This is a genomic window from Thermus brockianus, from assembly GCF_021462505.1.
Classification (GTDB): domain Bacteria; phylum Deinococcota; class Deinococci; order Deinococcales; family Thermaceae; genus Thermus; species Thermus hydrothermalis.
On record NZ_JAKEDV010000010.1, the window covers coordinates 13,417 to 35,933 of the forward strand.

Annotated in this window: 20 protein-coding genes; 10 read left to right on the forward strand and 10 right to left on the reverse strand. The window is 68.1% G+C overall.

Features of this window, described 5'->3' with window-relative positions:
• The first annotated feature begins 2 nt into the window (after window positions 1-2).
• Genes LXN00_RS11005 through LXN00_RS11025 form a run of 5 tightly spaced genes read left to right on the forward strand, consistent with a single transcriptional unit; the run spans window position 3 to window position 7,420 of the window.
• Window positions 3-1,940 (forward strand): beta-galactosidase, encoded by a 1,938-nt coding sequence (locus LXN00_RS11005; RefSeq protein WP_234508209.1) that lies wholly within the window; start codon window positions 3-5, stop codon window positions 1,938-1,940.
• A gap of 2 nt (window positions 1,941-1,942) precedes the next feature.
• Window positions 1,943-3,373, forward strand: coding sequence for a glycoside hydrolase family 36 protein (locus tag LXN00_RS11010; RefSeq protein WP_234508211.1), 1,431 nt, complete (start codon window positions 1,943-1,945; stop codon window positions 3,371-3,373).
• On the forward strand, window positions 3,357-4,403 hold the full coding sequence (gene galT / locus LXN00_RS11015; protein ID WP_234508213.1) for a galactose-1-phosphate uridylyltransferase: 1,047 nt from the start codon (window positions 3,357-3,359) through the stop codon (window positions 4,401-4,403). Before LXN00_RS11010 ends, galT begins: the two co-directional genes overlap by 17 nt.
• Window positions 4,400-5,887, forward strand: a complete 1,488-nt coding sequence (gene glpK, locus LXN00_RS11020) for a glycerol kinase GlpK (RefSeq protein WP_234508215.1) — start codon at window positions 4,400-4,402, stop codon at window positions 5,885-5,887. The genes galT and glpK overlap by 4 nt, the downstream gene beginning before the upstream one ends.
• Window positions 5,888-7,420 carry an FAD-dependent oxidoreductase gene (locus tag LXN00_RS11025; RefSeq protein WP_234508217.1) on the forward strand — a complete coding sequence of 511 codons (1,533 nt, stop codon included), beginning with the start codon at window positions 5,888-5,890 and terminating at the stop codon, window positions 7,418-7,420.
• On the opposite strand, the gene ftsH is transcribed toward LXN00_RS11025, so the two are convergent.
• Window positions 7,417-9,264 (reverse strand): ATP-dependent zinc metalloprotease FtsH, encoded by a 1,848-nt coding sequence (ftsH, locus tag LXN00_RS11030; protein ID WP_234508311.1) that lies wholly within the window; start codon window positions 9,262-9,264, stop codon window positions 7,417-7,419. The two genes, LXN00_RS11025 and ftsH, sit on opposite strands and share 4 nt — an antisense overlap.
• A 74-nt stretch (window positions 9,265-9,338) precedes the next feature.
• Between ftsH and LXN00_RS11035 the strand changes: the two genes are divergently transcribed.
• Window positions 9,339-10,694, forward strand: a complete 1,356-nt coding sequence (locus LXN00_RS11035; RefSeq protein ID WP_071677352.1) for a tetratricopeptide repeat protein — start codon at window positions 9,339-9,341, stop codon at window positions 10,692-10,694.
• On the opposite strand, the gene LXN00_RS11040 is transcribed toward LXN00_RS11035, so the two are convergent.
• Window positions 10,691-11,722 carry a response regulator gene (locus LXN00_RS11040; RefSeq protein ID WP_071677353.1) on the reverse strand — a complete coding sequence of 344 codons (1,032 nt, stop codon included), beginning with the start codon at window positions 11,720-11,722 and terminating at the stop codon, window positions 10,691-10,693. The genes LXN00_RS11035 and LXN00_RS11040 overlap by 4 nt on opposite strands.
• Before the next feature lies 1 nt (window position 11,723).
• On the reverse strand, window positions 11,724-12,701 hold the full coding sequence (gene ruvB / locus LXN00_RS11045) for a Holliday junction branch migration DNA helicase RuvB (protein WP_071677354.1): 978 nt from the start codon (window positions 12,699-12,701) through the stop codon (window positions 11,724-11,726).
• 24 nt (window positions 12,702-12,725) lie between these two features.
• Here ruvB and panB point away from each other — a divergent pair, with 24 nt between their 5' ends.
• From panB to LXN00_RS11065, 4 genes are read left to right on the forward strand one after another with little or no spacing between them, the layout of a single operon-like run.
• Window positions 12,726-13,511 carry a 3-methyl-2-oxobutanoate hydroxymethyltransferase gene (panB, locus tag LXN00_RS11050; RefSeq protein WP_071677355.1) on the forward strand — a complete coding sequence of 262 codons (786 nt, stop codon included), beginning with the start codon at window positions 12,726-12,728 and terminating at the stop codon, window positions 13,509-13,511.
• Window positions 13,512-13,527: 16 nt separating this feature from the next.
• Window positions 13,528-14,463: an RluA family pseudouridine synthase gene (locus LXN00_RS11055; RefSeq protein WP_234508218.1), complete on the forward strand. Its 936-nt coding sequence runs from the start codon at window positions 13,528-13,530 to the stop codon at window positions 14,461-14,463.
• Window positions 14,460-15,341: a DNA-methyltransferase gene (locus tag LXN00_RS11060; RefSeq protein ID WP_234508220.1), complete on the forward strand. Its 882-nt coding sequence runs from the start codon at window positions 14,460-14,462 to the stop codon at window positions 15,339-15,341. Before LXN00_RS11055 ends, LXN00_RS11060 begins: the two co-directional genes overlap by 4 nt.
• The gene (locus LXN00_RS11065) at window positions 15,326-15,997 is read left to right on the forward strand and encodes a hypothetical protein (RefSeq protein ID WP_071677357.1); all 672 of its coding nucleotides are present in this window, start codon (window positions 15,326-15,328) and stop codon (window positions 15,995-15,997) included. The genes LXN00_RS11060 and LXN00_RS11065 overlap by 16 nt, the downstream gene beginning before the upstream one ends.
• Here the strand turns inward: LXN00_RS11065 and lysN are convergent.
• The 7 genes from lysN to LXN00_RS11100 form a co-directional block, all read right to left on the reverse strand.
• On the reverse strand, window positions 15,983-17,176 hold the full coding sequence (gene lysN / locus LXN00_RS11070) for a 2-aminoadipate transaminase (RefSeq protein WP_234508222.1): 1,194 nt from the start codon (window positions 17,174-17,176) through the stop codon (window positions 15,983-15,985). The genes LXN00_RS11065 and lysN overlap by 15 nt on opposite strands.
• 16 nt (window positions 17,177-17,192) lie before the next feature.
• On the reverse strand, window positions 17,193-18,323 hold the full coding sequence (locus LXN00_RS11075; RefSeq protein WP_234508224.1) for a deoxyguanosinetriphosphate triphosphohydrolase: 1,131 nt from the start codon (window positions 18,321-18,323) through the stop codon (window positions 17,193-17,195).
• Window positions 18,324-19,550, reverse strand: a complete 1,227-nt coding sequence (fabF, locus tag LXN00_RS11080) for a beta-ketoacyl-ACP synthase II (protein WP_234508226.1) — start codon at window positions 19,548-19,550, stop codon at window positions 18,324-18,326. It abuts the gene before it with no gap.
• Between the two features lie 78 nt (window positions 19,551-19,628).
• On the reverse strand, window positions 19,629-19,871 hold the full coding sequence (acpP, locus tag LXN00_RS11085; RefSeq protein WP_071677360.1) for an acyl carrier protein: 243 nt from the start codon (window positions 19,869-19,871) through the stop codon (window positions 19,629-19,631).
• Between the two features lie 27 nt (window positions 19,872-19,898).
• Window positions 19,899-20,636, reverse strand: coding sequence for a 3-oxoacyl-[acyl-carrier-protein] reductase (fabG, locus tag LXN00_RS11090; protein ID WP_234508228.1), 738 nt, complete (start codon window positions 20,634-20,636; stop codon window positions 19,899-19,901).
• Window positions 20,629-21,546, reverse strand: coding sequence for an ACP S-malonyltransferase (gene fabD, locus LXN00_RS11095; RefSeq protein WP_234508230.1), 918 nt, complete (start codon window positions 21,544-21,546; stop codon window positions 20,629-20,631). Before fabD ends, fabG begins: the two co-directional genes overlap by 8 nt.
• Window positions 21,546-22,514, reverse strand: coding sequence for a beta-ketoacyl-ACP synthase III (locus tag LXN00_RS11100; protein WP_071677363.1), 969 nt, complete (start codon window positions 22,512-22,514; stop codon window positions 21,546-21,548). Before LXN00_RS11100 ends, fabD begins: the two co-directional genes overlap by 1 nt.
• Window positions 22,515-22,517: the final 3 nt, after the last annotated feature.

Sequence of the window (22,517 nt, forward strand, 5' to 3'; positions counted from 1 at the left end):
ATATGCTCGGTGTCTGCTACTACCCCGAACACTGGCCCAAGGAGCGTTGGCCTGAGGACGCCAAGCGGATGCGCGAGCTTGGGCTCTCCTTTGTGCGGGTGGGAGAGTTTGCCTGGGCCCTTCTGGAGCCGGAGCCCGGTCGTCTGGACTGGGCCTGGCTGGACGAGGCGGTGGAGGTCTTGGCCCAGTCCGGGCTGAAGGTGGTCCTAGGCACGCCCACAGCCACGCCGCCCAAGTGGTTGGTGGACCGTTACCCAGAGATCCTTCCCGTGGACAAGGAGGGGCGTAGGCGCCGCTTCGGAGGGCGGCGTCACTACTGCTTCAGTAGCCCCGCCTACCGGGAGGAGACCCGCCGCATCGTCACGCTCTTGGCGGAGCGCTACGGCAAGCACCCTGCAGTGGCGGGCTTCCAGACGGATAACGAATATGGCTGCCACGGGACGGTGCGCTGCTATTGCGAGCGTTGCCAAGGCGCCTTTAGAAAGTGGCTTGAGGAGCGCTACGGGAACATAGACGCCCTTAACCAGGCCTGGGGGGCTGCCTTTTGGAGCCAACGCTACCGCACCTTCCAGGAGGTGGAACTCCCCAACCTCACCGTGGCCGAGGCCAACCCTAGCCATCTTCTGGACTATTACCGCTTCGCCTCGGAGCAGGTGCGGCGATACAACCGCCTCCAGGTGGAAATCCTTCGGGCCCATGCCCCGGGGAAGTTCATCACGCACAACTTCATGGGTTTTTTTACGGACCTAAATCCTTTTCCCTTGGGAGAGGACCTGGACTTCGCCAGCTGGGACAGTTATCCTCTGGGCTTCACCGACCTCATGCCCCTTCCCGAGGAGGAGAAGCTGCTCTACGCCAGGACCGGCCACCCGGACGTGGCGGCCTTCAACCATGACCTTTACCGGGCGGTGGGGCGAGGGCGGTTTTGGGTGATGGAGCAACAACCGGGCCCGGTAAACTGGGCACCCCACAACCCGAGCCCCGCGCCGGGCATGGTGCGCCTTTGGACCTGGGAGGCCTTGGCCCACGGGGCGGAGGTGGTTTCCTACTTCCGGTGGCGGCAGGTGCCTTTTGCCCAGGAGGAGATGCACGCCGGCCTGCACCGTCCAGACTATGCTCCGGATGTGGCTTTCTTTGAGGTGCGGCGGGTGGCGGAGGAGTTGGGGAGGCTTCCCTTGCCCCCGTACGAGCGGGCCCCCGTGGCCTTGGTCTATGACCCCGAAGCCCCTTGGGTTTACGAGATCCAGCCTCAAGGGGCCGAGTGGAACTACCTGGCCTTGGTGTTCCTCTTCTATAGCGCAGCCAGGCGGCTCGGGTTGGACGTGGATATCGTTCCGCCGGGAGCTGCCTTGCAGGGCTACCGGTTGGTGTTGGTACCGAGCCTGCCCATCGTGCGGGAGGAGGTTCTAAGTGCCTTTAGGGAAGCCGATGGCATCGTCCTTTGGGGTCCCAGAAGCGGGAGCAAGACGGCGAACTTCCACATTCCCCAAGCGCTTCCTCCAGGGCCTCTGCAGGCCCTTCTCCCCCTGAAGGTGGTGCGCGTGGAAAGCCTGCCGCCGGGGTTAAAGGAAGAGGCGGAAGGCCCTTTGGGGCGGTTTTCTTTGGGCCTATGGCGGGAGTGGGTGGAAACGGACCTAAGCCCCCTGTTGCGTTTTGCCGATGGCCGGGGGGCTTTGTTCCGTACCGGGCGCTACCTTTACCTCGCCGCTTGGCCCAGCCCCGAGCTCCTCGTTACCTTGCTGGCGAGCTTGGCCCAAGAGGGAGGGCTTTCGCCAAAGCCCCTTCCTCCTGGCCTGCGCTTGCGGCGGAGGGGTCATTTGGTGTTTGCCTTTAACTATGGCCCTGAGGAGGCGGCCCTTCCCACCCCTCCAGGGGTTCGTTTCCTCTTGGGAGGGCCGAAGCTCCCCCCGTATGAGGTGGCGGTGTGGGAGGAGGAGTAGGGATGCGGGTAAAGCTGGGGAGCCTCGAGGTGGCCCTGGAAGCGGAGGGGGTGACGGCGGTTCCGGGGGGGCTACGCCTCGAGGGCCGAGAGGTGCGGGTCTACCCCCCTTTTTGGGGGGAGGCTTTCTTCCGCCACGGCTGGCAGAGCTGGAGCCTGGCCGCCTGGGTTTCGCTTTCCCGGCCGCCGGTTCCTCTTCTTCCCCCAGAGCGCCAGCCCCAGGCCGATGATCCTTTCCTGCTTCGTGCCTCGGAGTGGTGGGGCAGTGGGCTCGGTGCCCTGCGCGGCCCCGAGGGGCAGGTGCTCCTTTTGGGGGCTCTGGGGGTAGGGGCTCGGGTTCTGGGCCGGCCGGACCTGCTCCTGGGCCGGCTGGAGGGGGACAAAGGGGAGTGGTTCTTGGCTTGGGGGTCTGAGGAGGAGGTCTTTTCCGCCTACGCCCGGCTCCTCCCCCGCCGCCTTTCTGGGGGGCCGCCTAGGGTCTGGTGCTCCTGGTACGCCTTTTATACGGACATAAGCGAGGCGCGCCTCCTTGAGGTTCTGGAAGAGGTGGCAGGCTACCCCTTTGAGGTCTTTCAGGTGGACGACGGTTGGCAGAGGGCTTTGGGCGACTGGGAGGCCAACGAGCGCTTTCCCCACGGCATGGCCTATTTGGCGGAGCGGATCAGGGCGAAGGGTCTGCGGCCAGGGCTTTGGCTTGCCCCTTTTTTGGTCACGGCGGACAGTCCCCTCGTGCGCGCCCATCCGGACTGGCTCCTCCGGGACCGGGAGGGCCGGCCCCTTCCTGCGGGCTTTAACTGGGGAAAACCTCTTTTGGCCCTGGATGCGGGTAAGGAGGAGGTTCTTTCCTGGGTGGAGGGCCTTATCCAGAAGGTGCGTTCCTGGGGCTACGATTACCTGAAGCTGGACTTCCTCTATGCAGCCTCCCTTCCCGGGGCGGAGGGCGAGGGGCGGTATCGTGTAGCTATGGAGCGGGTGCGCCAGGCGGCGGGGGACGCCTATTTGCTCTTTTGTGGGGCGCCCATCTTGGCCTCCTTGGGGTTAGCGGACGGGTTTAGGGTAGGCCCCGACGTGGCCCCCTACTGGGATAACGAGGACCGTTCCCTCTGGCTTGGCGACCCCACGGGCCCTGGGCTCAGAAACGCCCTGCGCGCCACTTTGCACCGGCTTTGGCTTCGGGAAAACGTTCAAGTAGATCCCGATGTGGTTTTCTTCCGTACCCGTTTTAACCTCCTCTCCCCGGAGGCCATGCGGCTACAAGAGGTTTTGGCGCGGTACACCGGCTTCAAGGCTACCTCGGACCCCCCCTCTTGGCTTCTGCCGGAAGAGGAGGCGCGCCTTCGGAGCTTTTTAGCGGACGAGGGAGGGGTGGAGCGGCTTGGTCCCTACCGTTTTCGTTGCGGGGAGGAGGTCCTGGACTATGCCTCCCTTCTTTAAACGCCACCACCGCAAGCGGGATGGCCGGGAGCTCATCCTCTACGGCCTAAGCCCTTTGGAGGAGGCGCCCTTGCCGGAGGGGGAGGAGGCCTTTCACGCCGCGCCCCACCTCCGCTACCACCCCTTGCGGAAGGAGTGGGTGGTCTACGCCGCCCACCGCCAGGAGCGCACCTTCCTTCCCCCCAAGGAGCACTGCCCCTTGTGCCCGAGCCGGGAAGGGGCCTTCCCCACGGAGATCCCTTTTGCCCGCTTCCAGGTGGCGGTCTTTGAGAACCGCTTCCCCGCCCTGGTCCCATCCCCGCCGCCCCCACCCTCGGGCCTCCCCGTGGCCACGGAGGCCGCCCGGGGCCGGTGCGAGGTGGTGGTCTACACGCCCCTGCACACGGGAAGCCTGGCCACCCTTTCCGAGGAGGAAAGGCTTCTTCTGGCCTGGGTGTGGCGGGACCGGTACCAGGCCCTCTATAGCCTCCCGGGGGTGCGCTTCGTCATGCCTTTTGAGAACCGGGGGGAGGCGGTGGGGGTGACCCTGCACCACCCCCACGGGCAGATCTACGCCTACCCCTTTGTGCCGCCCCTTTTGGAGCGGGAAAGCGCGGCTTTCCGCGAGCGGCCCGTGCTCCTAGAGCTTTTCCCGGGCCTCGAGGCCTACCGGGTGGACGAAGAGGAGGGCTTCTTGGCCTTTGTCCCTCCCTTCGCCCGCTACCCCTACGAGGTCTGGGTCGCCCCCCGGGAACGGCACCCAGGCCCCTGGACGTTTTCGGAGGCGGAGATGGCAGCCTTCGCCCGGCTTCTCGGCCGGGTGGTGGCCCGGTACGATGCCCTTTTCGGCGAACCCTTCCCTTACGTGATGGTCTTCCACGCTGCCCCCTTGGGGGAGGAGCGCACCTTCCACTTCCACGTGGAGTTCTACCCCCCCAAGCGCACCCAGGACAAGCTCAAGTTCCTGGCGGGCACGGAGCTTGGGGCGGGTACCTTCGTGGTGGACGCCCTTCCGGAGGAAACGGCGAAGCGGCTTAGGGAGGCGTTATGAAATACCTTTTGGCCCTAGACCAAGGCACCACGTCCAGCCGGGCCATTCTCTTCACCCTGGAGGGGGAGGTGGTGGCCCTGGCGCAGCGGGCTTTCGCCCAGCACTACCCGGAGCCGGGCTGGGTGGAGCACGACCCCTGGGAGATCTGGGAGAGCCAGCTTTGGGCGGCGAGGGAGGCCCTGCGCCGGGCGGGGGTGGGGCCTGAGGCGGTGCTGGCCTTGGGCATCGCCAACCAGCGGGAGACCACCTTGGTGTGGGAAAGGGATACGGGGCGGCCCCTCCACAACGCCATCGTCTGGCAGGACCGCAGGACCGCTTCCCTTTGCGAGGCCCTGCGGGGGCGGGGCCTGGAGGGGCTTTTCCGGGCGCGCACGGGGCTCCTTCTGGACCCCTACTTCTCCGCCACCAAGCTCCTTTGGCTTTTGGAGCACGTGCCTGGGCTGAGGGAGCGGGCGGAAAGGGGAGAGGTGTGCTTCGGCACCGTGGACACCTGGCTCCTTTGGAACCTCACGGGGGGCAGGGTGCACGCCACCGACCCCACCAACGCCAGCCGGACCCTCCTCTTTAACGTGGAAACCCTCACCTGGGACGAGGAGCTTCTCGCCGCCTTGGGCATCCCAAGGGCCCTCCTCCCCGAGGTGCGGCCCTCGGACGGGGACTTCGGGGAGACCCTTCCTGGGCTTTTGGGGGCCCCCATTCCCATCCGAGGGGTCCTTGGGGACCAGCAGGCGGCGCTTTTGGGGCAGGCGGCCTTGGGGGCGGGGGAGGGGAAGTGCACCTACGGCACGGGGGCCTTCCTCCTCCTGAACACGGGGGAAAAGCCGGTCTTGGCCGAGGGGGGCCTCCTCACCACCCTGGCCTGGCACCTGGAGGGCAAGGCGGCCTACGCCCTGGAGGGGAGCGTCTTCGTGGCGGGGGCGGCGGTGGGGTGGCTTAGGGAGGTGGGCCTCCTTGGGGAAAGCCACGAGGTGGAGAGCCTAGCCCGGCAGGTGGAGGATGCGGGCGGGGTCTACTTCGTCCCCGCCTTCACGGGGCTTGGGGCCCCTTACTGGGACCCCTACGCCCGGGGGGCCATCCTGGGGCTTACCCGGGGGACGGGGCGGGCCCACCTGGTGCGGGCGGCCCTGGAGGGGGTGGCCTTCTCCGTGGGGGAGGTGGCCTGGGCCATGGCCAAGGCGGCGGGGCTTAGCCTGAAGGCCCTGAAGGCGGACGGGGGTATGGCGCAGAACGGCCTCTTCCTGGAGATCCAAGCGGACCTCCTGGGGGTGCCGGTGCTCCGGCCGAAGACCACGGAGACCACCGCCTTGGGGGCGGCCTTTGCGGCGGGGATCGGGGCGGGGGCGCTTTCCCTGCGGGACCTCCCCGCCCTTTGGCGGGAGGAGGCCCGGTTCCTGCCCCGGATGCCGGAGGCGAGGCGGGAGGCCCTGTACCGGGGCTGGCGGCGGGCGGTGGAGCGGGCCAGGGGCTGGGCCCAGGAGGGGTAGGTGGACCGGGAAGCCCTGTGGGAACGGCTTAAGGAGCCGTGGGACCTCCTGGTCCTGGGGGGTGGGGCCACGGGGGCGGGGGTCCTGTGGGAGGCCACCCTGAGGGGGCTCAAGGCGGCCTTGGTGGAGGCCCGGGACTTCGCCTCGGGAACCAGCAGCCGCTCCACCAAGCTCCTCCACGGGGGGGTGCGCTACCTGGAACTCGCCCTGAGGCGCCTGGACGGACGGCAACTGAAGCTGGTGACGGAGGCCCTTCGGGAGCGCAAGGTGGTGATGGACCTGGCCCCCCACCTGGCCCACCCCCTCCCCCTCCTCACCCCCCTCTTCCGCCCCCTGGAGCTCCCCTACTACGGGACGGGCCTCCTCCTCTACGACCTCTTCTCGGGGAAGCGGCGCCTTGGGCCCACCCGCTACCTCCCCCCCAAGGAGGTGGCCGGGCTCTTCCCCGGCCTCCCCAAGACCCTGGGGGGGATCCTCTACTGGGACGGCCAGTTCCAGGACCACCGCCTCCTCCTCGCCCTCCTCCGCTCCGCCCTAAGGCGGGGTGCCCTGGCCCTGAACCACGCGGAGGCCCACGCCTTCCTCCTCAAGGGGGGCAGGGTGGCGGGGGCGGTGGTCAAGGACCGCCTCACGGGCAGGGAGGTGGAGGTCTACGCCAAGGCGGTGGTGAACGCCACGGGTCCCTTCACCGACGCTACCCGCCGCCTCCTGGACCCCCACCTGCCCCCCCTCCTCACCCCCTCCAGCGGGGCCCACCTGGTCCTGGACTACCCCCTCAAGACGGGCCTCCTCATCCCCAGGACCCGGGACGGCCGCGTCCTCTTCCTCCTGCCCTACCGGGGGAAGGCCCTCTTGGGCACCACCGACCTGCCCGCCGAGGCCACCTTCTGCCCCCTGCCCCGGGAGGAGGAGGTGGCCTACCTCCTGGAGGAGGTAAGGCCTTACCTGGGGGACCTCTCCCCCTATATCCGGGCGGTCTGGTCCGGGCTCAGGCCCCTGGTGGGGCGGGGGGAGACCCGGCTCTTGGTGCGGGACCACCTCATCGCCGAGGAGAGGGGGCTTTACACCCTCACGGGGGGCAAGTGGACCACCTTCCGCCTCATGGCCCAGGACCTCGTGGACCGGTTGGACTGGGACCTGGGCCTCGGGCTTCCCCCCTCCACCTCCCACGCCACCCCCCTCCTGGGGGCGGGGCCCAAGCCCTCCTTGGACCTCCCCGAGGGGGTGGCGGAACACCTCTACGCCACCTACGGCACAGAGGCGGGGGAGGTGGCGGCCTTGGGGGATAGGCCCCTCCTGCCTGGCCTCCCTTACCTGGAGGGGGAGGTGGTCCACGCCGTGCGCAAGGAGTTGGCCCAGAAGCCCCTGGACGTGCTCGCCCGGCGGATGGGCTTGGCCCTTTTGGACCAGGAGGCGGCGCAACAGGCCCTGCCCCGGGTGGTGGCCCTCATGGCCCCCCTCCTGGGCTGGGACGAAGGGAGGGCCCGGGCGGAGCTGGAGGAGGCCCGGGCCGCCCTCCCGGGGCTTTGCTAGCCCTCCTCCGCCCGTTGCACCGCCTGCGTTTCCCGCAGGATGGCCCGCACCCTTTCCCCGGGGATGGTCTCCTCCCGGAGGAGTTCTTCCGCCAGGCGGTGCATGGCCTCGGCGTGGGCCAGGAGGACCTCCCGGGCCCGGGCGTAGGCTTCGTCCAGGATCTTCCGGATGTCCTGGTCAATGAGGCGGGCGGTTTCCTCGGAGTGGTCTTTCTTTTTGGCGATCTCCTCGCCCAGGAAGATGGGGCCGGAGTCCGAGCCCCAGGCGATGTTCTTGAAGTGCTCCCCCATACCCCAGTCCAGGACCATGCGCTTGGCGATCTGGGTGGCCCGCTTGAAGTCGTCCTGGGCGCCGGTGGTCACGGTGCCGGTGAAAAGCTCCTCCGCCACCCGGCCCGCCATGAGGACGGAAAGCTCGTCCATGAGGTGCTCCCGAGAAACCAGGACCCGTTCTTCCGGCTTGCTCCACCGGGCTCCCAGGGCCATGCCCCGGGGGACGATGGACACCTTTTCCGTCTTGTCGGCGTGGGGCAGGACCTCGCCCACCACGGCGTGGCCCGCCTCGTGGTAGGCCACGGCCCGCTTCTCCTCGGGGGAAAGCTTGAGGGCGGGGCGCTCCAGGCCCAGGACGATCTTGTCCAGGGCCTTGAGGAAGTGCTCCTTGCGGATTTTCTTTTCCCCGTCCCGGGCGGCGAGGAGGGCCGCCTCGTTCACCAGGTTCTTGAGGTCGGCCCCGGAGAAGCCGGGGGTGAGGTGGGCGAGCTCCAGGGCGTCCACGTCCTCGGCGATGGGCTTGCCCCGCATGTGCACCAGGAGGATGTCCTTCCGCTCCTCCAAGGAGGGGAGGCCCACCACCACCTGGCGGTCAAAGCGCCCGGGGCGGAGGAGGGCGGGGTCCAGGATGTCGGGGCGGTTGGTGGCGGCGAGGACGATGACGGAGGTGTCCTTCTCAAAGCCGTCCATCTCGGAAAGGATTTGGTTCAGGGTCTGCTCCCTTTCGTCGTGGCCGCCCCCGATGCCGGCCCCCCGTTTGCGGCCGATGGAGTCTAGCTCGTCAATGAAGATGATGCTGGGGGCGTTGCGGCGGGCGTCCTCAAAGAGGCTCCGCACCCGGCTTGCCCCCACCCCCACGAACATCTCCATGAACTCGCTGGCGGAAACGGAGAAGAAGGGCACCCCTGCCTCCCCCGCCACCGCCCGGGCCAGAAGGGTTTTGCCCGTGCCCGGGGGGCCTACCAGGAGGACGCCTTTGGGGATCTCCGCCCCCAACTCCAGGTACTTCTTGGGGTTTTTGAGGAAGTCCACCACCTCCATCAGTTCGCGCTTGGCCTCCTCGTGCCCGGCCACGTCCTTGAAGGTGGTGTTGACCTTCCGCTCCTTGCCGTAGAGCTTGGCCCGGCTTTGGCCGAACTGCATCACCTGGCCGGCCCCGCCCTGGGCCCGCATGAAGAAGAACCAGAAGAAGAGGATGAGGAGGAGGGTGGGCCCCACGTAGAGGAGGAGCTGGGGCCAGAAGGAGGGGGTCTTGGTGACCACCCGGACCCCGTTTTCCTCCAGGAAGCGCAAGAGCTCGGGGTCCGCCACCTGGACGGGGGGCAGGGGCACCTGGAAGCGGCGGGCCACCTGGGTGCCTCCTTGGGGGGTGGGGAAGCGCTCGGGTTCTTTGAGTGTGCCCAGGAGGCGGGTTTCCTCCAGGGTGACCTCGGCCACCTTGCCCTGGCGCACCAGTTCCCGGAAGCCGGTGTAGGAGAGGGTGGGGGCGGGGGGGCCGGTGAAGGCGGTGTAGGCCAAGTAGCCTAAGAGGAGCAGGAAGATTAGGGTGAAAGGGTTCAAGCGTTGCGGCAACATCTACCTCCCTTGCCCTATGGTAGCGCCTTACCGGGTGAGAGGACTGAAGGCTGTGGTATCCTCTAGCGGCGATGAGGGGGGTCCTCGAGGCCCTGCACCAGGGGGACTACGACACCGCCATAGAGCGCCTTACCCGCAAGGCCCTCTTCGGCTCCAAGGAGGAGGCCCGGGAGGCCCTCCTGCTCCTCGCCGAGGTGCATAGCCTCTATGGGGAGGAGGGGCTGGAGCGGGCCCACCAGGCCCTGGAGGAGGCCTATGAGCTTGGGGGGTTGGAGTTTAACCCCCTCTACCGGGCCCTCTTGGCGGAGCTTTTGGCCCTGGAGGGCCGAAGCGAGCGGGAAGTCCTTCCCCTTCTCCTCCCCACGGGGGATCCCCGGGCCCTCTACCACCAGGCCCAGGCCCTCTTTTACCTAGGCCGCTTTGAGGAGGTTCTTGGGACGCTTAAGGAGGGGCTTCCCGCCTTTTTGGCCTGGCGGGCGGAGGCCCTTAAGGGGAGGGCTTTGGAGCGGCTTGGCCGCCACCGGGAGGCGGCCATGGCCTACGAGCGGGGGGCGGAGCTCGCCCTGGGGCTTGAGCGCTACTGGCTCCTCCTGGACGCCGCCGCCATGTGGGTGGAGGCGGGGGAGGGGGAAAGGGCCCTCCTCGCCTTGGAGGAAGCGAGGGAGGAGGTGGGGGAGATGGAAGGCGCCGAAGACGCCGCCACCCGCCACTACCTCCTGGCCCGGGCCCATCTCCTCCTGGAAAACCCCAACCGCGCCCTCGAGGAGGTGCAGGAGGCCCTGAGGAGGGAGGAGGAAAGCGGCCACAAGGCCTACGGCACCCCTCTCCTCCTCGGCCAGGCCCTCCTGCGCCTAGGCCGCTACCCGGAGGCCATGGCCGCCTTTCAGGAGGCCCTGGCGAGGGCCCAAGGGGAGGAGCGCCCCTATGTCCTCCACGAGATGGGGGTGGCGGCCTTGGACCAGGGGGCCTACCTGGAGGCGGAGGAGTACCTCCGGCGCTTGGTGGAAGAGGAGGGCTACCCTTACCGGGCCCAGGCCCTGGCGGACCTGGCGGAGGCCCTTTACCGCCAAGGGCGTTACCAGGAGGCGGAAAGCGTGGCCAAGGAGGCCATGGCCCAGGGGGCGGAGGCGGCGGGGGAGCTCATCCTGGGCCACGTGGCCTACGACCTCATGCACCTGGAGGAGGCCTTGGCCCACTACCGCAAGGCGGCGGAGCTTTCCGAGGAGGGAAGCCGGGAGTGGGTGGGGGCCCAGGAGATGGTGGTGGATACCCTGGCCCAGTTGGGCTACCGCTCCCCCGAGGAGATCCTGGCCCGCGCCGAGGCGGTGCTTCCCCATGTCCACCCTGCCGACGAGTGGCACCAGGCCCTCCTCGCCTACCGGGAGCGGGCGGAGGCCATCCTGCGCCAGGGCAGGCGGCCCAACTAGCCCCGCCGCAGGGGGCTTAGGGCCTTAAGCACCTCCTGGGCCCGAAGGGGCTTGGGCAGGTGGAGGACCCTTAGGGGGCGGAAGAGGAGGCCTGGGGGCGTTTCGCTCACCAGGTACAAGGAGGCCAGTTTCCCTTCGGGGTGGGCCCGGATTTTGCGGACCCACTCCAGGGCTTTCTCCCCTTGCAGGATGACGCCCTTGGGCCTTTCCTTGAGGAGCCTCAGGGCCATCTCCAGGTCCTTGGCCAGGAGGACGCGGAAGCGGTGGGCCTCGAGGAGGTACAAAAGGAGCCTCCGCACCACCCCGCTCTCCGAAAGGATGAGGACCAAGGGGTCCTCCGCCAGGAGGGTGGAGGGGCGGACCAGGCCCCGGCTTTTGAGCTCAAAGAGGAGGTGGTACACCGCTTCTTCCGGCAGGCCCGAAAGGAGGGCCACGCTCCGCGCCCGGCGCACCCCGTCCAGGTGCTCCAACACCGCCCAGGCCTCGGGGGAAAGGGGGTGGCGGGTGGGGTCTTCCACCAGGTGGAGCACCTCGTCCGGGTCCACCTGGCCCCGGCGCCACTCGTCCAGGCGCCTCGCCGCCTCCATGAGGGCGGCGTCCGTGTCCAGGGTGTGGGGCAGGGCCACCTGGCTCCCCTCCGTGAGGGGTTCGGCCAAGATCTCCCCCTCCCTTTCCCCCAGGAGGGTGGCCAAGGCCTCCAGGACCTGGGCCTCCAGGGCCTCCCGTAGCTCCTCCTCCCCGATGAGGCCAAGCTCCAGGGCCAAGGCCCCTAAGGGGGTGCCGGGGTTCTCCCGGCCCTGGCGCTCCACCAGGGCCTGCACCTCCTCCAGGCTCAGGTGGCCGAGGCGCACCAGGTACTCCCCCAGGTGGGGCCCGGGCTCCGTGCGGGCGTAGAGGATGCGCCCGCCTAGGAGGTGGACCCGGCCATAGATGCGCCCCTGGAAGGCCACCACGGCGCTTTTCCGCTGGGCGGCGAGGGCCTTTAGGAGCTCGCCCAGGTCCAGTTCCTCCAAGGTGGCCCGGATCATGCTAGAGAAGGGGTTCCGCCGGCGGCGGAAAGCCCAGGTGGCGGTAGGCCCTTTCCGTGGCCACCCGCCCCCTGGGGGTGCGCTTGAGGAGGCCCTGCTGGATGAGGTAGGGCTCGTGCACCTCCTCCAGGGTCCCGGGGTCCTCGGACACCGCCGTGGCCAGGGTGGCGAGGCCCACGGGGCCGCCGCCGAAGCGGAGGATGAGGGCCTCGAGGATCTCCCGGTCCCGCTTCTCCAGGCCGAGCTCGTCTAGCCCCAAGGTGGCCAGGGCCTCCTCGGCCCTTTCCCGGGTGATGACCCCTTCCCCCGCCACCTGGGCGAAGTCCCGCACCCTGCGGAAGAGCCGCTTGGCGATGCGCATGGTGCCCCGGCTCCGCTTGGCGATCTCTATGGCGGCCTCCTCGGCGATCTCCACCCCAAGGAGGCGGGCGTCCCGCTTGATCCCAAGGGCAAGCTCCTCCAGGCTGTAGTACTCCAGGTGCTCCACGATGCCGAAGCGGCTCCTAAGGGGCGGGGTGATGAGGCCGGGGCGGGTGGTGGCCCCGATGAGGGTGAAGCGGGGAAGCTCCAGGCGGATGGTCCTCGCCGCCGGCCCCTGGCCGATGACGATGTCCATCTTGAAGTCCTCCATGGCCGGGTAGAGGTGCTCCTCCGCCTGGCGGCTTAGGCGGTGGATCTCGTCAATGAAGAGGATATCCCCCTCCTCCAGGGAGTTGGCCAGGATGGCGGCCAGGTCCCCAGGCTTCTCAATGGCCGGCCCCGAGGTGATGCGCAGGTTCACCCCGAGCTCGTGGGCGATGACGTGGGCCAGGGTGGTTTTGCCGAGACCGGGGGGCCCAAAGAGGAGGAGGTGCTCCAGGGGCTCCCCCCGGGCCTTGGCGGCCTCGAGGTAGACCCTGAGCTTTCTCTTGAGCCTCTCCTGGCCGATGTATTCGTCCAGGGTCTTGGGCCTTAGGGCAAGGTCCGGGTAAACCTCCACGCCCTTTCATGATAGCCTTTTCCCGTGCGGCGCACGGTGAAGGAGTTTCGCCAGGCTAAGGGCAAGAGGCTCGTCTACCTCACGGCCTACGACTACCCCACGGCCCGGCTGGCTGAGGCCGCCGGGGTGGACGCCATCTTGGTGGGGGACTCCTTGGGCATGGTGGTGCTGGGCTACCCCTCCACCGTCCCCGTCACCTTGGAGGAGATGCTCCACCACACCAAGGCGGCCAGGCGGGGAGCCCCGGAGACCTTTTTGGTGGCGGACCTGCCCTACCTGAGCTACGCCACCCTGGACCGGGCCTTGAGGGCGGCGGAGCGCCTCCTCAAGGAGGGCGGGGCGGATGCGGTGAAGCTGGAGGGGGGCGAGGAGGTGGCGGAGATTGTCAAGGGCCTCACCCGGGCCGGGGTGCCGGTCCTGGGGCACGTGGGCCTCACCCCCCAGACGGCGAGCCAGCTTGGGGGCTACAGGCTCCAGGGTAAGGGCAAAGAGGAGGCCGAGCGCATCCTGAAAGGGGCCTTGGCCTTGGAGGAGGCGGGGGCCTATGGGGTGGTGCTGGAGATGGTGCCCGCCTCCTTGGCCAAGGAGATCACAGAGCGGCTTTCCATCCACACCGTGGGCATCGGGGCGGGGCCCCATACGGACGCCCAGGTCCTGGTCTTCCACGATGTGGTGGGGCTTTATGGGGAGTTCAAGCCCCGCTTTGTAAAGCGCTACCTGGAGGCGGGGAAGCTCATCCAAGAGGCCCTTGCAAAGTACGCCGAGGAGGTGCGGGAAGGGGTTTTCCCTGGCCCCGAGCACAGCTTCTAGCCCTACAATGGGGACCGTGGTGCGCTTTCAGGCGGAGGGGGTGCGCCTGGACCAGGCGGTGGCCGAGGCCTGCGGCGTGAGCCGGGCCCGGGCTCAGGCCTGGATTGCCGAGGGCCGGGTGCGGGTGGGGAATCGGGTGGTGGAAAAGCCCGCCTACCGCCTCAAGGGGGAAGAGGTCCAGGTGGAGCCCCCAGAGGAGCGCCCTATGGTGGTCCCGGAGGACCTTCCCATCCCCGTGCTTTACGAGGACGAGGACCTCCTGGTCCTGAACAAACCCCCGGGCCTCCTCACCCACCCGGCCCCCGGGGTCTACACGGGTACCGTGGTGAACGCCCTTTTGGGCCGGTACCTGGAGGTTCCGGAAGCCCTGCCGTCCGCACGGCCCGAGTGGGTGCGCCCGGGCATCGTCCACCGCCTGGACAAGGACACCAGCGGCGTTTTGGTGGTGGCCAAACACCCGGGAGCGGTGGAGGCCCTTTCCCGGGCCTTCCGCGACCGGCTGGTGATGAAGCGCTACCTGGCCCTCACCGAGGGGCACCCCAAGGAGGGAGCCCTCATCGCCCCCATTGGCCGCCACCCGGTGGAGCGGCACAAGATGCATGTGGGGGGCGTGGCTCCCCGGTACGCCGAGACGGAGTTTAGGGTCCTCGCCACCGCAGGGCCCTACGCCCTGGTGGAGGCCAGGCCCCACACGGGCCGCACCCACCAGATCCGGGTACACCTGAAGCACCTTAAGGCGCCTATCCTGGGGGATGAGGTTTACGGCAGGAAAAGCCCCCATATCCCCCGCCAAGCCCTGCACGCCTACGAGCTCAGAATCCCCCACCCCCGCACCGGGCGCATCCTGGAGTTCCTAGCCCCCGTGCCTTTGGATATGGTGCGGGCTTGGGAGGCGGTGGGGGGGGTGTGGCCGGAGGAAACCCGCTTGGAAGGATATACTGGGGTTCAATGAACGCTTTCCAGGCCCTTCCGGCGGCAGGGGTGGGAACGTCCAAAGGGCACACGCTCTACGTGGGGGATGCCCGGGAGGTGCTCAGCCGGTTGCCCGAGGCCTCCGTGCACCTGGTCATCACCTCTCCCCCCTACTGGACCCTGAAGCGCTACGAGGACGTGCCCGGCCAGCTCGGCCACGTGGAGGATTACGAGGCGTTCTTGGACGAGCTGGACCGGGTCTGGCGGGAGGTGTACCGCCTACTGGTGCCTGGGGGCAGGCTCATCGTGGTGGTGGGGGATGTGGCCGTGGCCCGGAAACGCTTCGGGCGGCACCTGGTCTTTCCCCTCCACGCCGACATCCAGGTGCGGTGCCGGAAGATGGGCTTCGACAACCTGAACCCCATCCTTTGGCACAAGCACACCAACGCCGCCCTAGAAGCGGACCGCCCCGGGTTCTTCCTGGGCAGGCCCTACGAGCCCGGGGCCATCATCAAGACCGAGGTGGAATACATCCTCATGCAAAGGAAGCCCGGGGGCTACCGCAAGCCCACCCCGGCGCAGCGGGAGGCCTCCCGCATCCCCAAAGAACTCTTTGCCCGCTGGTTCCGGCAAATCTGGGACGACATTCCCGGGGAAAGCACCAAGGCCCACCCGGCGCCCTTCCCCTTGGAGCTGGCGGAGAGGCTCGTGCGCATGTTCAGCTTCGTGGGGGATGTGGTGCTAGACCCCTTCGCCGGCACCGGCACCACCCTTATCGCCGCTGCCCGGTGGGGGAGGCGGGCTTTGGGGGTGGAGCTCGTGCCCAAGTACGCCGAGCTCGCCCAAAAGCGCTTCGCCCAGGAGCTCCCAGAGGCTCGGCTTGAACCCCTGGAGGTTTGGCGATGGAGCGAGACCTAGCCAGGGAGTTAGAGCGCCTTTTGCAAGGGGTGCTGGGTACCTCCTCCCAGGACAGCGGGCGTCAAGGCGGCCTGGCCAAGTACTTGGTAGAGCGGCTAAAGGACCGCCTTCCGTCCCGCCTTTGGCCCTATCTGGAAGCGGAGGTCCAGGTGCCAGGCTTGGCGCGGGAAAAAGCTTGGGACCTGGGCTTGGTCTACCCTGTGGAGCCCTCTCTCCCGAAAAAGCCCCGGCTCCTCCTTTCGCTCAAGTCCATTCTGCGAAACCCCTCGGGTTCGTGGCCTAACCGCCTGGATGACTTGGTGGGGGAGGTCTCCTCCGTTCAGATGCTTTTCCCGGAGGTGGTGGTGGGGTACGTCGTGGTTTTAGACCACGGCGCCCCTACCAAGCGGAAGGGCACCTACAAGCGGCCCGAAGGGGACGAACTCCTTTCCATCTATGCCCGCTTTAAGGAAGGCCTGGCCGCCTTAGCCCAAAGGCGGCCGCCCCTTTGGGCCCAAGGGCTTGTGGAGGCCCATTGGGTCTTGGAGATGGACAGCCGCAAGAAGCCGCTTCTGCGAAATCCCGAAGAAACGGTTCGTGCGGGCGAGGCTTTTTTAGATACTTTGGTGGAGGCCTTGCGCCAGCGGGAGCCCCTCCTTTTCCTAGACGAGGGCTAGAAGCCTCTTAAGCGCCCTTCCCAGGCGGCGCACGCCCTCTTCTATCCGGGCCCGGTCCATGGTGGCGTAGGAAAGCCTTAGGGTGTTCTCCCCACCCCCCTCGGCGAAGAAGGGGCTGCCGGGCACGAAGGCCACGTTTTCCTCTATGGCCCGTTGGAAGAGGCGCTCGGCGGAAAGCCCTTCGGGTAGGGTCATCCAGACGAACATGCCCCCCTTGGGCCGGGTGTAGCGCACCCCCGCGGGCATCTCCCGGTCCAGGGCGGAGAGCATGGCCTCCGCCTTCTCCCGGTAGGTTTGGCGGATGAGGGCGAGGCGCTCGGGGAAGCCCTCCTGTACCAAGGCGTGGACCAGCATCTGGTTGAGGACGGGGGAGTGGAGGTCCGCCCCCTGCTTGGCCTGGGTGAGCTTCAGGATGGCCTCGGGGTGGGCGGCCACGAAGGCCACCCTGAGGCCCGGGGCGAGGATTTTGGAGAAGCTGCTCAGGTAGATGACCCCGGGGTAACCCGCCTCCCGGGCGAGTTCAAAGAGGCTTGGAAGCCGGCTTTCCCCAAAGTAGAGCTCCCGGTAGGCGTCGTCCTCCACCACCACGAGGCCCCTTGCCATGGCCATCTCCAGGAGGCGCTTACGGGCGGGAAGGGGCATGAGACCCCCCGAGGGGTTTTGGAAGGAGGGGATGAGGTAGAGGAAGCGGGGGCGTTCCCCCTTCAGGGCTTCTTCCAGGGCCTCGAGGTCCGGCCCCTCTTCCCCGGCGGGCACGGTGAGGAAGCGGGGACCATAGGGCCGGAAGGCCTGGATGGCCCCCATGTAGCTGGGGGCCTCCAGGAGGAGGGGGCTTCCTTCGTCCAGGAAGACCTTCCCCAGGAGGTCCAAGACCTGCTGGCTTCCCGTGGTGATGAGGACCTCCTCTGGGCTTAGGCCAAGCCACTCCGCCACCCAGGCCCTTAGGGGGAAGTAGCCCTCCGTGGGCCCATACTGCAAGGCCACCTCGCCCTTATCCCGGAGGATGGCGGCCGCCTTTTCCGCCGCCAAGCCCTTGGGGAAAAGCTCGGGGGCGGGAAGCCCCCCGGCGAAGCTGATGACCCCAGGGCGCTGGGTGAGCTTGAGGAGCTCCCGGATGGTGGAGGCCTGGATGCGGCGCGCCCTTTCGCCAAAAAGGGTATTCCAGTCTAGGGTTTTCACTTACCCATTCTACGCCTTAGGGGAAGAGGCGGCGGTAGGCTTCCAGGGCGTAGCGGTCCGTCATGCCGGCGATGTAGTCGCACACCGCCCGCTCCAGGCCCTCCTCGGAAATCCTGGCCTGCACCTCTTTGGGTAGCGTTTCCGGATAGCGGGTGTAGGCGCGGAAAAGCCCTTCCAGCGCGGTTTCGGCCTTGAGCCTTTCCCGGAGCACCTCGGGGTGGCGGTAGAAGCGCTCCAGCAAAAACGCCTTGAGCTCCTTAAGTCCCCGTTCCGCCTCCTCCGTGAGGGCGGCGAGGCGGCTTGGGTGGTGGCGCACCGCTTCGGCGCTTTGCACCTGGGCCGCTTCCAGGCGGGCGTGGGTGGCCTCAATGGCGGCGGTGATGAAGTAGCCCAAAAGTTGCCGCACCAGAACCCGCCGCTCCAGCTCGGGAAGCCGCAGGAGGTCCAGCCCTTCCTCCTGGGCCAAGGCCTTGAGGAGGGGGACGTCCAGAAGCTCCTCCGGGCGCAGAAGCCCCGCCCTTAGCCCGTCGTCCAGGTCGTGGGCGGCGTAGGCGATGGCGTCGGAGAGGTCCACCACCTGGGCCTCAAGGGTGCCCTGCCCTTGGTACTGTTCCTTGAAGCCCGGGACATAGGCGGCCTCGTGGGTGGCGATGCCCTCCAGGACCTCGTGGGTAAGGTTGAGGCCGCGGAAGCCCGGGTAGCGCACCTCCAGGTGGGTGAGGATGCGCAGGGCCTGGGCGTTGTGCTCAAACCCCCCATGCGCCTTCATGAGCTCGTGCAGGACCTTTTCCCCCGTGTGGCCGAAGGGGGGGTGGCCCAGGTCGTGGGAGAGGGCGATGGCCTCGGTGAGGTCCTCGTTGAGGCCGAGGGCCCGGGCGATGGAGCGGGATACCTGGGCCACCTCCAGGGTGTGGGTGAGGCGGGTGCGGTAGTAGTCCCCCGCCCAGCCCGGAAGCACCTGGGTCTTGTACTCCAGGCGGCGGAAGGCGGTGGTGTGGAGGATGCGGTCCCGGTCCTTCTGGTAGGGGGTGCGGAAGGGGGACTCGGGCTCCGGGTGCATGCGCCCCCGGGTGTCCTTGGCTTTCTGGGCGTAGGGGGCGAGGCGGCTGGCCTCCAGTTCCAGAAGGGTTTCCCGAGGGAACAGCATCTAGACCCGCTTGAAGAGGAGGACGGCGTTGTGGCCGCCGAAGGCGAAGGAGTTGGAAAGGGCGTAGTCCACCCTGGCCTCCCGGGGTTCGGGCACGAAGTCCAGGTCCAGCTCGGGGTCGGGGTCCTCCAGGTTAAGGGTGGGGGGGATGACCCCGTGGTGGAGGGCCTGCACCGTGGCGATGGCCTCCACCGCCCCCGCCGCCCCCAGGAGGTGGCCGATCATGCTCTTGGTGCTGGAGACCATGAGGCGCTTGGCGTGCTCCCCGAAGACCCGCTTGATGGCTAACACCTCCGCCCTATCCCCCACGGGGGTGGAGGTGCCGTGGGCGTTGATGTAGCCCACGGCCTCCGGGGGCACTTTGCCGTCCTCCAGGGCCCGGCGCATGGCCAGGGCGGCCCCCTTCCCTTCGGGGTGGGGCTCGGTGATGTGGTGGGCGTCAGCGCTCCGGCCGAAGCCCACGATCTCGGCGTAGATCCTGGCTCCCCGCTTTTGGGCGTGCTCGTACGCTTCCAGGACCAGGACCCCGGCTCCTTCCCCCATGACGAACCCGTCCCGGCTTAGGGTGAAGGGGCGGCTCGCCTTATGGGGCTCCTCGTTCCGGGTGGAAAGGGCCCGCATCACGGCGAAGGCCCCGATGGCCATGGGGGTGATGGCCGCCTCCGTCCCCCCGGCAAGGACCACGTCCGCCTCCCCCAGCTGGATCATGCGGAAGGCCTGGCCGATGGCGTCCGAGCCGGTGGCGCAGGCGGTGACGGCGGTGGTGGAAGGCCCCATGAAGCCGTAGCGCATGGCGATGTGGGCCGAGGCCATGTTGGCGATCATCATGGGGATGAAGAAGGGGCTGATGCGGTTGGGGCCCCTTTCTAGGAAGACCTTGCTCTGCGCCTCCCAGGTTTCCATGCCCCCGATGCCCGTGCCCACCAAGGTGCCCACCCGTTCGGGGTCCAGGGCACCCGGTTCCAGCCCGGCATCTTGGAGGGCCAGCTCGGCGGCGATGAGGGCGTACTGGGCGAAGCGGTCCAGGCGCTTGATTTCCTTCTTGTCCAGGTAGGCCTCGGGGTCCACGTCCACCTCGGCGGCGATGCGCACGGGAAGCGCCGAGGCGTCAAAGCGGGTGATGGGGCGGACCCCGCTCTTGCCCTCCAGTTGGGCCTTGTGGAAGGCCTCCTGCCCCACCCCGATGGGGGTGAGGGCGCCGAGGCCGGTGACCACCACGCGTCGCATGGGGGTAGTATACCCCGTGGCCTTCCCAAAAGGCCGGGGAGCGGGGAAGCACCCCGCTCCCGGAGGCACGGATGGGTACTAACCCAGCTTGGCCTTGATGTACTCCACGGCGTCCTTCACGGTGCGGATCTTCTCGGCCTCCTCGTCGGAGATTTCCAGGCCGAACTCGTCCTCCAGGCCCATGATGAGCTCCACGGTGTCCAGGGAGTCCGCCCCCAGGTCCTCAATGAAGCGGGCCTCGAGGGTCACCTTCTCCGCCTCCACCTGGAGCTTGTCCGCGATAACCGCCTTGACCTTTTCAAAGATTTCCTGCTCCGTCATGGAAACCTCCCTGGGGGATTTTACCACCTAGTGGGGGGTAAGCCCCCCGTCCACGCAAAGGGTCTGGCCGGTGATGTACCCCGCCCTTTCCGAAACCAAAAAGGCCACCGCCTCGGCCACGTCCTCGGGGCGGCCGAAGCGGCCGGCGGGGATCTGCTTGAGGTAGGCTTCCCGCACCTCGGGGGGTAGCTTCTCCGTCATCTCCGTCTCAATGAACCCCGGGGCCACGGCGTTCACCGTGATGCCCCGGGCGGCGTACTCCTTGGCCACGGCCCGGGTGAAGCCGATGAGCCCCGCCTTGGAGGCCACGTAGTTGGCCTGCCCCGGGTTGCCGAGAATCCCCACCACGCTGGTGATGTTCACGATGCGCCCAAAGCGGGCCTTCATCATGAGCTTGATGGCCTCGCGGGTGGTGCGGAAGACGGCGGAGAGGTTGGCTTCCAAAACCAGCTCCCAGTCCTCGTCCTTCATGCGCACGAGGAGGGTGTCCCGGGTGATGCCGGCGTTGTTCACCAGGGTGTCTAGCCCGCCCAAAACCTCCGCCGCCTGGTGCACCAAGGCGCTTGCCGCCTCCGCCTCCAAGAGGTTCGCCCCCAGGATGCCCACCAAGGGGCTTCCTAGGCGGCGGGCTTCCTCCGCCACTTCCTCCGCCTTTTCCCGGTTTTGGCCGTAGTGGATGGCCAGGGCAAAGCCCTCCTGGGCCAGGCGGAGGGCGATGGCCCGGCCGATGCCCCGGCTCGCTCCGGTAATGAGCGCCTTACGCATCCTGCACCTCCAACGCCTTTTGCAAGGTTTCTGGGTCGGTGACGGAAAGGGCTTCCGCCCCTTCCAGGGTGCGGCCCACGAGCCCTTTGAGCACCTCCCCGCTCCCGAACTCCAAAAAGCGGCGCACCCCCCGCCTTTCCATATCCTTTAGGATCTCCACCCAGCGCACGGGGGCGGTGATCTGCTGAAGGAGGAGCGCCCTAATGGCCTCGGGGTCCTCCACCGGCTGGGCGGTGACGTTGGAGTAGACGGGGAAAAGGGGCTTCCGGAAGGGAACCCCTTCCAGCTCCTGGGCGAGCCTTTCCTGGGCGGGGGCCATGAGGGAGGAGTGGAAGGGGGCGGAAACGGGCAGGAAGACCACCCGGGCCCGCTTGGCCTTAAGCCTTTCCGCCGCCATCTCCACCGCCTCTTTTCGCCCGGAGATGACCGTCTGCTCGGGGGCGTTGAGGTTGGCGATCTCCACCCCCTCTAGCCCTTCCAGGGCGGCTTGGATCTCCGCCAGGGGAAGCTTCAGGATGGCGGCCATGGCCCCCTGGCCTTTGGGCACCGCCTCCTGCATGTACCGCCCCCGGAGGCGCACAAGCCTTAGGGCGTCCTCTAGCTCCAGGGTGCCGGCGGCCACGTGGGCCGTCCACTCCCCCAAGGAGTGCCCGGCGGCCAGGGCGGGGGGCTTGCCCCCTTGGCCCAGGTAGGCCCGGTAGGCGGCGTAGCCCACGGCGAGGAGGGCGGGTTGCTGGTTTTCCGTGAGGGTGAGGGCTTCTTCAGGGCCTTCCCACATGAGGGAGAGGAGGCCCGGCAGGACCGCCTCGGCCCGGTCCAGGACCTCCCGGGCCTCGAGGAAGGCCTCGTAGAGGGCCCTTCCCATGCCCACCCTCTGCGAGCCCTGCCCCGGGAAGAGGGCCGCCCACATCAGGCACCCCCCCAGGTGAGGACCGCCGCCGCCCAGGTGAGCCCGGCCCCGAAGGAAACCAGGAGCACGTGGTCCCCCTCCCGGATGCGCCCGGCGTCCACCGCCTCCTTGAGGGCCAGGGGGATGGAGGCGGTGGAGGTGTTCCCGTAGCGGTCCACGTTCACCACCACCCGCTCCCAAGGGAGGCCAAGCCGCTCCCGGGCGGCATCAATGATGCGGAGGTTGGCCTGGTGGGGTACGAAGGCCTTGATGTCCTCGGGGGTGAGGCCGGCCTTTTCTATGGCCTCGAGGGTGGCCGTGTTCATCACCCGCACGGCGAACTTGAAGACCTCCCGCCCGTTCATGTACAGGCGGTTTCGCATGGAGGTGCCGTCGGGTAGCCTCGGGGCCACGCAGGCGTGGTAGAGCTCCTTGGCCCCAGCGCCGTCCGCCCCCAGGACGAAGGATTTAAAGCCGAAGCCCTCCCGGACCTTCCCCACCACCGCCGCTCCCCCGGCGTCCCCGAAGAGAACGGCGGTGGCCCGGTCGTTCCAGTCCAGGATCTTGGAAAGGGCCTCGGCCCCCACCACCAGCACCTTGCGGGCGAGGCCTGCCTCCACCAGGGCGTGGGCTTGGGCCAGGCCATAGACCCACCCCGGGCAGCCCGCAAGGAGGTCGTAGGCGAAGGCCTGGAGGCCGAAGCGGGCTTGGACCAGGGCGGCGGTATCGGGGAAGAGGGCGTCCGGGGTGTTGGTGGCCACGATGACCCCGTCCACCCCTTCCAGGGCCCCCGGGTGGCGGGCCAGGAGGTCCTCCACCGCCTTAAAGGCCAGGTCCGAGGTGTACTCGTCCTCCGCGGCGATGCGCCGTTCCCGGATGCCCGTGCGGGTCACGATCCATTCGTCCGAGGTGTCCAGGTAGGCCTCAAACTCCTCGTTTTTCATGACCCTTTGGGGCGCATAGGCCCCCAGGGCCAGGATGCCGCTCATGCC

Excerpts from the sequence above, each read along its gene's own strand:
- LXN00_RS11035 (WP_071677352.1), top strand. The coding sequence starts at position 9,339 with ATGAGGGGGGTCCTCGAGGCCCTGCACCAGGGGGACTACGACACCGCC.
- glpK (WP_234508215.1), top strand. The coding sequence starts at position 4,400 with ATGAAATACCTTTTGGCCCTAGACCAAGGCACCACGTCCAGCCGGGCC.
- LXN00_RS11060 (WP_234508220.1), top strand. The coding sequence starts at position 14,460 with ATGAACGCTTTCCAGGCCCTTCCGGCGGCAGGGGTGGGAACGTCCAAA.
- acpP (WP_071677360.1), bottom strand. The coding sequence starts at position 19,871 with ATGACGGAGCAGGAAATCTTTGAAAAGGTCAAGGCGGTTATCGCGGAC.
- fabF (WP_234508226.1), bottom strand. The coding sequence starts at position 19,550 with ATGCGACGCGTGGTGGTCACCGGCCTCGGCGCCCTCACCCCCATCGGG.
- LXN00_RS11075 (WP_234508224.1), bottom strand. The coding sequence starts at position 18,323 with ATGCTGTTCCCTCGGGAAACCCTTCTGGAACTGGAGGCCAGCCGCCTC.
- LXN00_RS11065 (WP_071677357.1), top strand. The coding sequence starts at position 15,326 with ATGGAGCGAGACCTAGCCAGGGAGTTAGAGCGCCTTTTGCAAGGGGTG.
- LXN00_RS11005 (WP_234508209.1), top strand. The coding sequence starts at position 3 with ATGCTCGGTGTCTGCTACTACCCCGAACACTGGCCCAAGGAGCGTTGG.
- LXN00_RS11100 (WP_071677363.1), bottom strand. The coding sequence starts at position 22,514 with ATGAGCGGCATCCTGGCCCTGGGGGCCTATGCGCCCCAAAGGGTCATG.
- LXN00_RS11010 (WP_234508211.1), top strand. The coding sequence starts at position 1,943 with ATGCGGGTAAAGCTGGGGAGCCTCGAGGTGGCCCTGGAAGCGGAGGGG.
- galT (WP_234508213.1), top strand. The coding sequence starts at position 3,357 with ATGCCTCCCTTCTTTAAACGCCACCACCGCAAGCGGGATGGCCGGGAG.
- fabG (WP_234508228.1), bottom strand. The coding sequence starts at position 20,636 with ATGCGTAAGGCGCTCATTACCGGAGCGAGCCGGGGCATCGGCCGGGCC.
- LXN00_RS11040 (WP_071677353.1), bottom strand. The coding sequence starts at position 11,722 with ATGATCCGGGCCACCTTGGAGGAACTGGACCTGGGCGAGCTCCTAAAG.
- fabD (WP_234508230.1), bottom strand. The coding sequence starts at position 21,546 with ATGTGGGCGGCCCTCTTCCCGGGGCAGGGCTCGCAGAGGGTGGGCATG.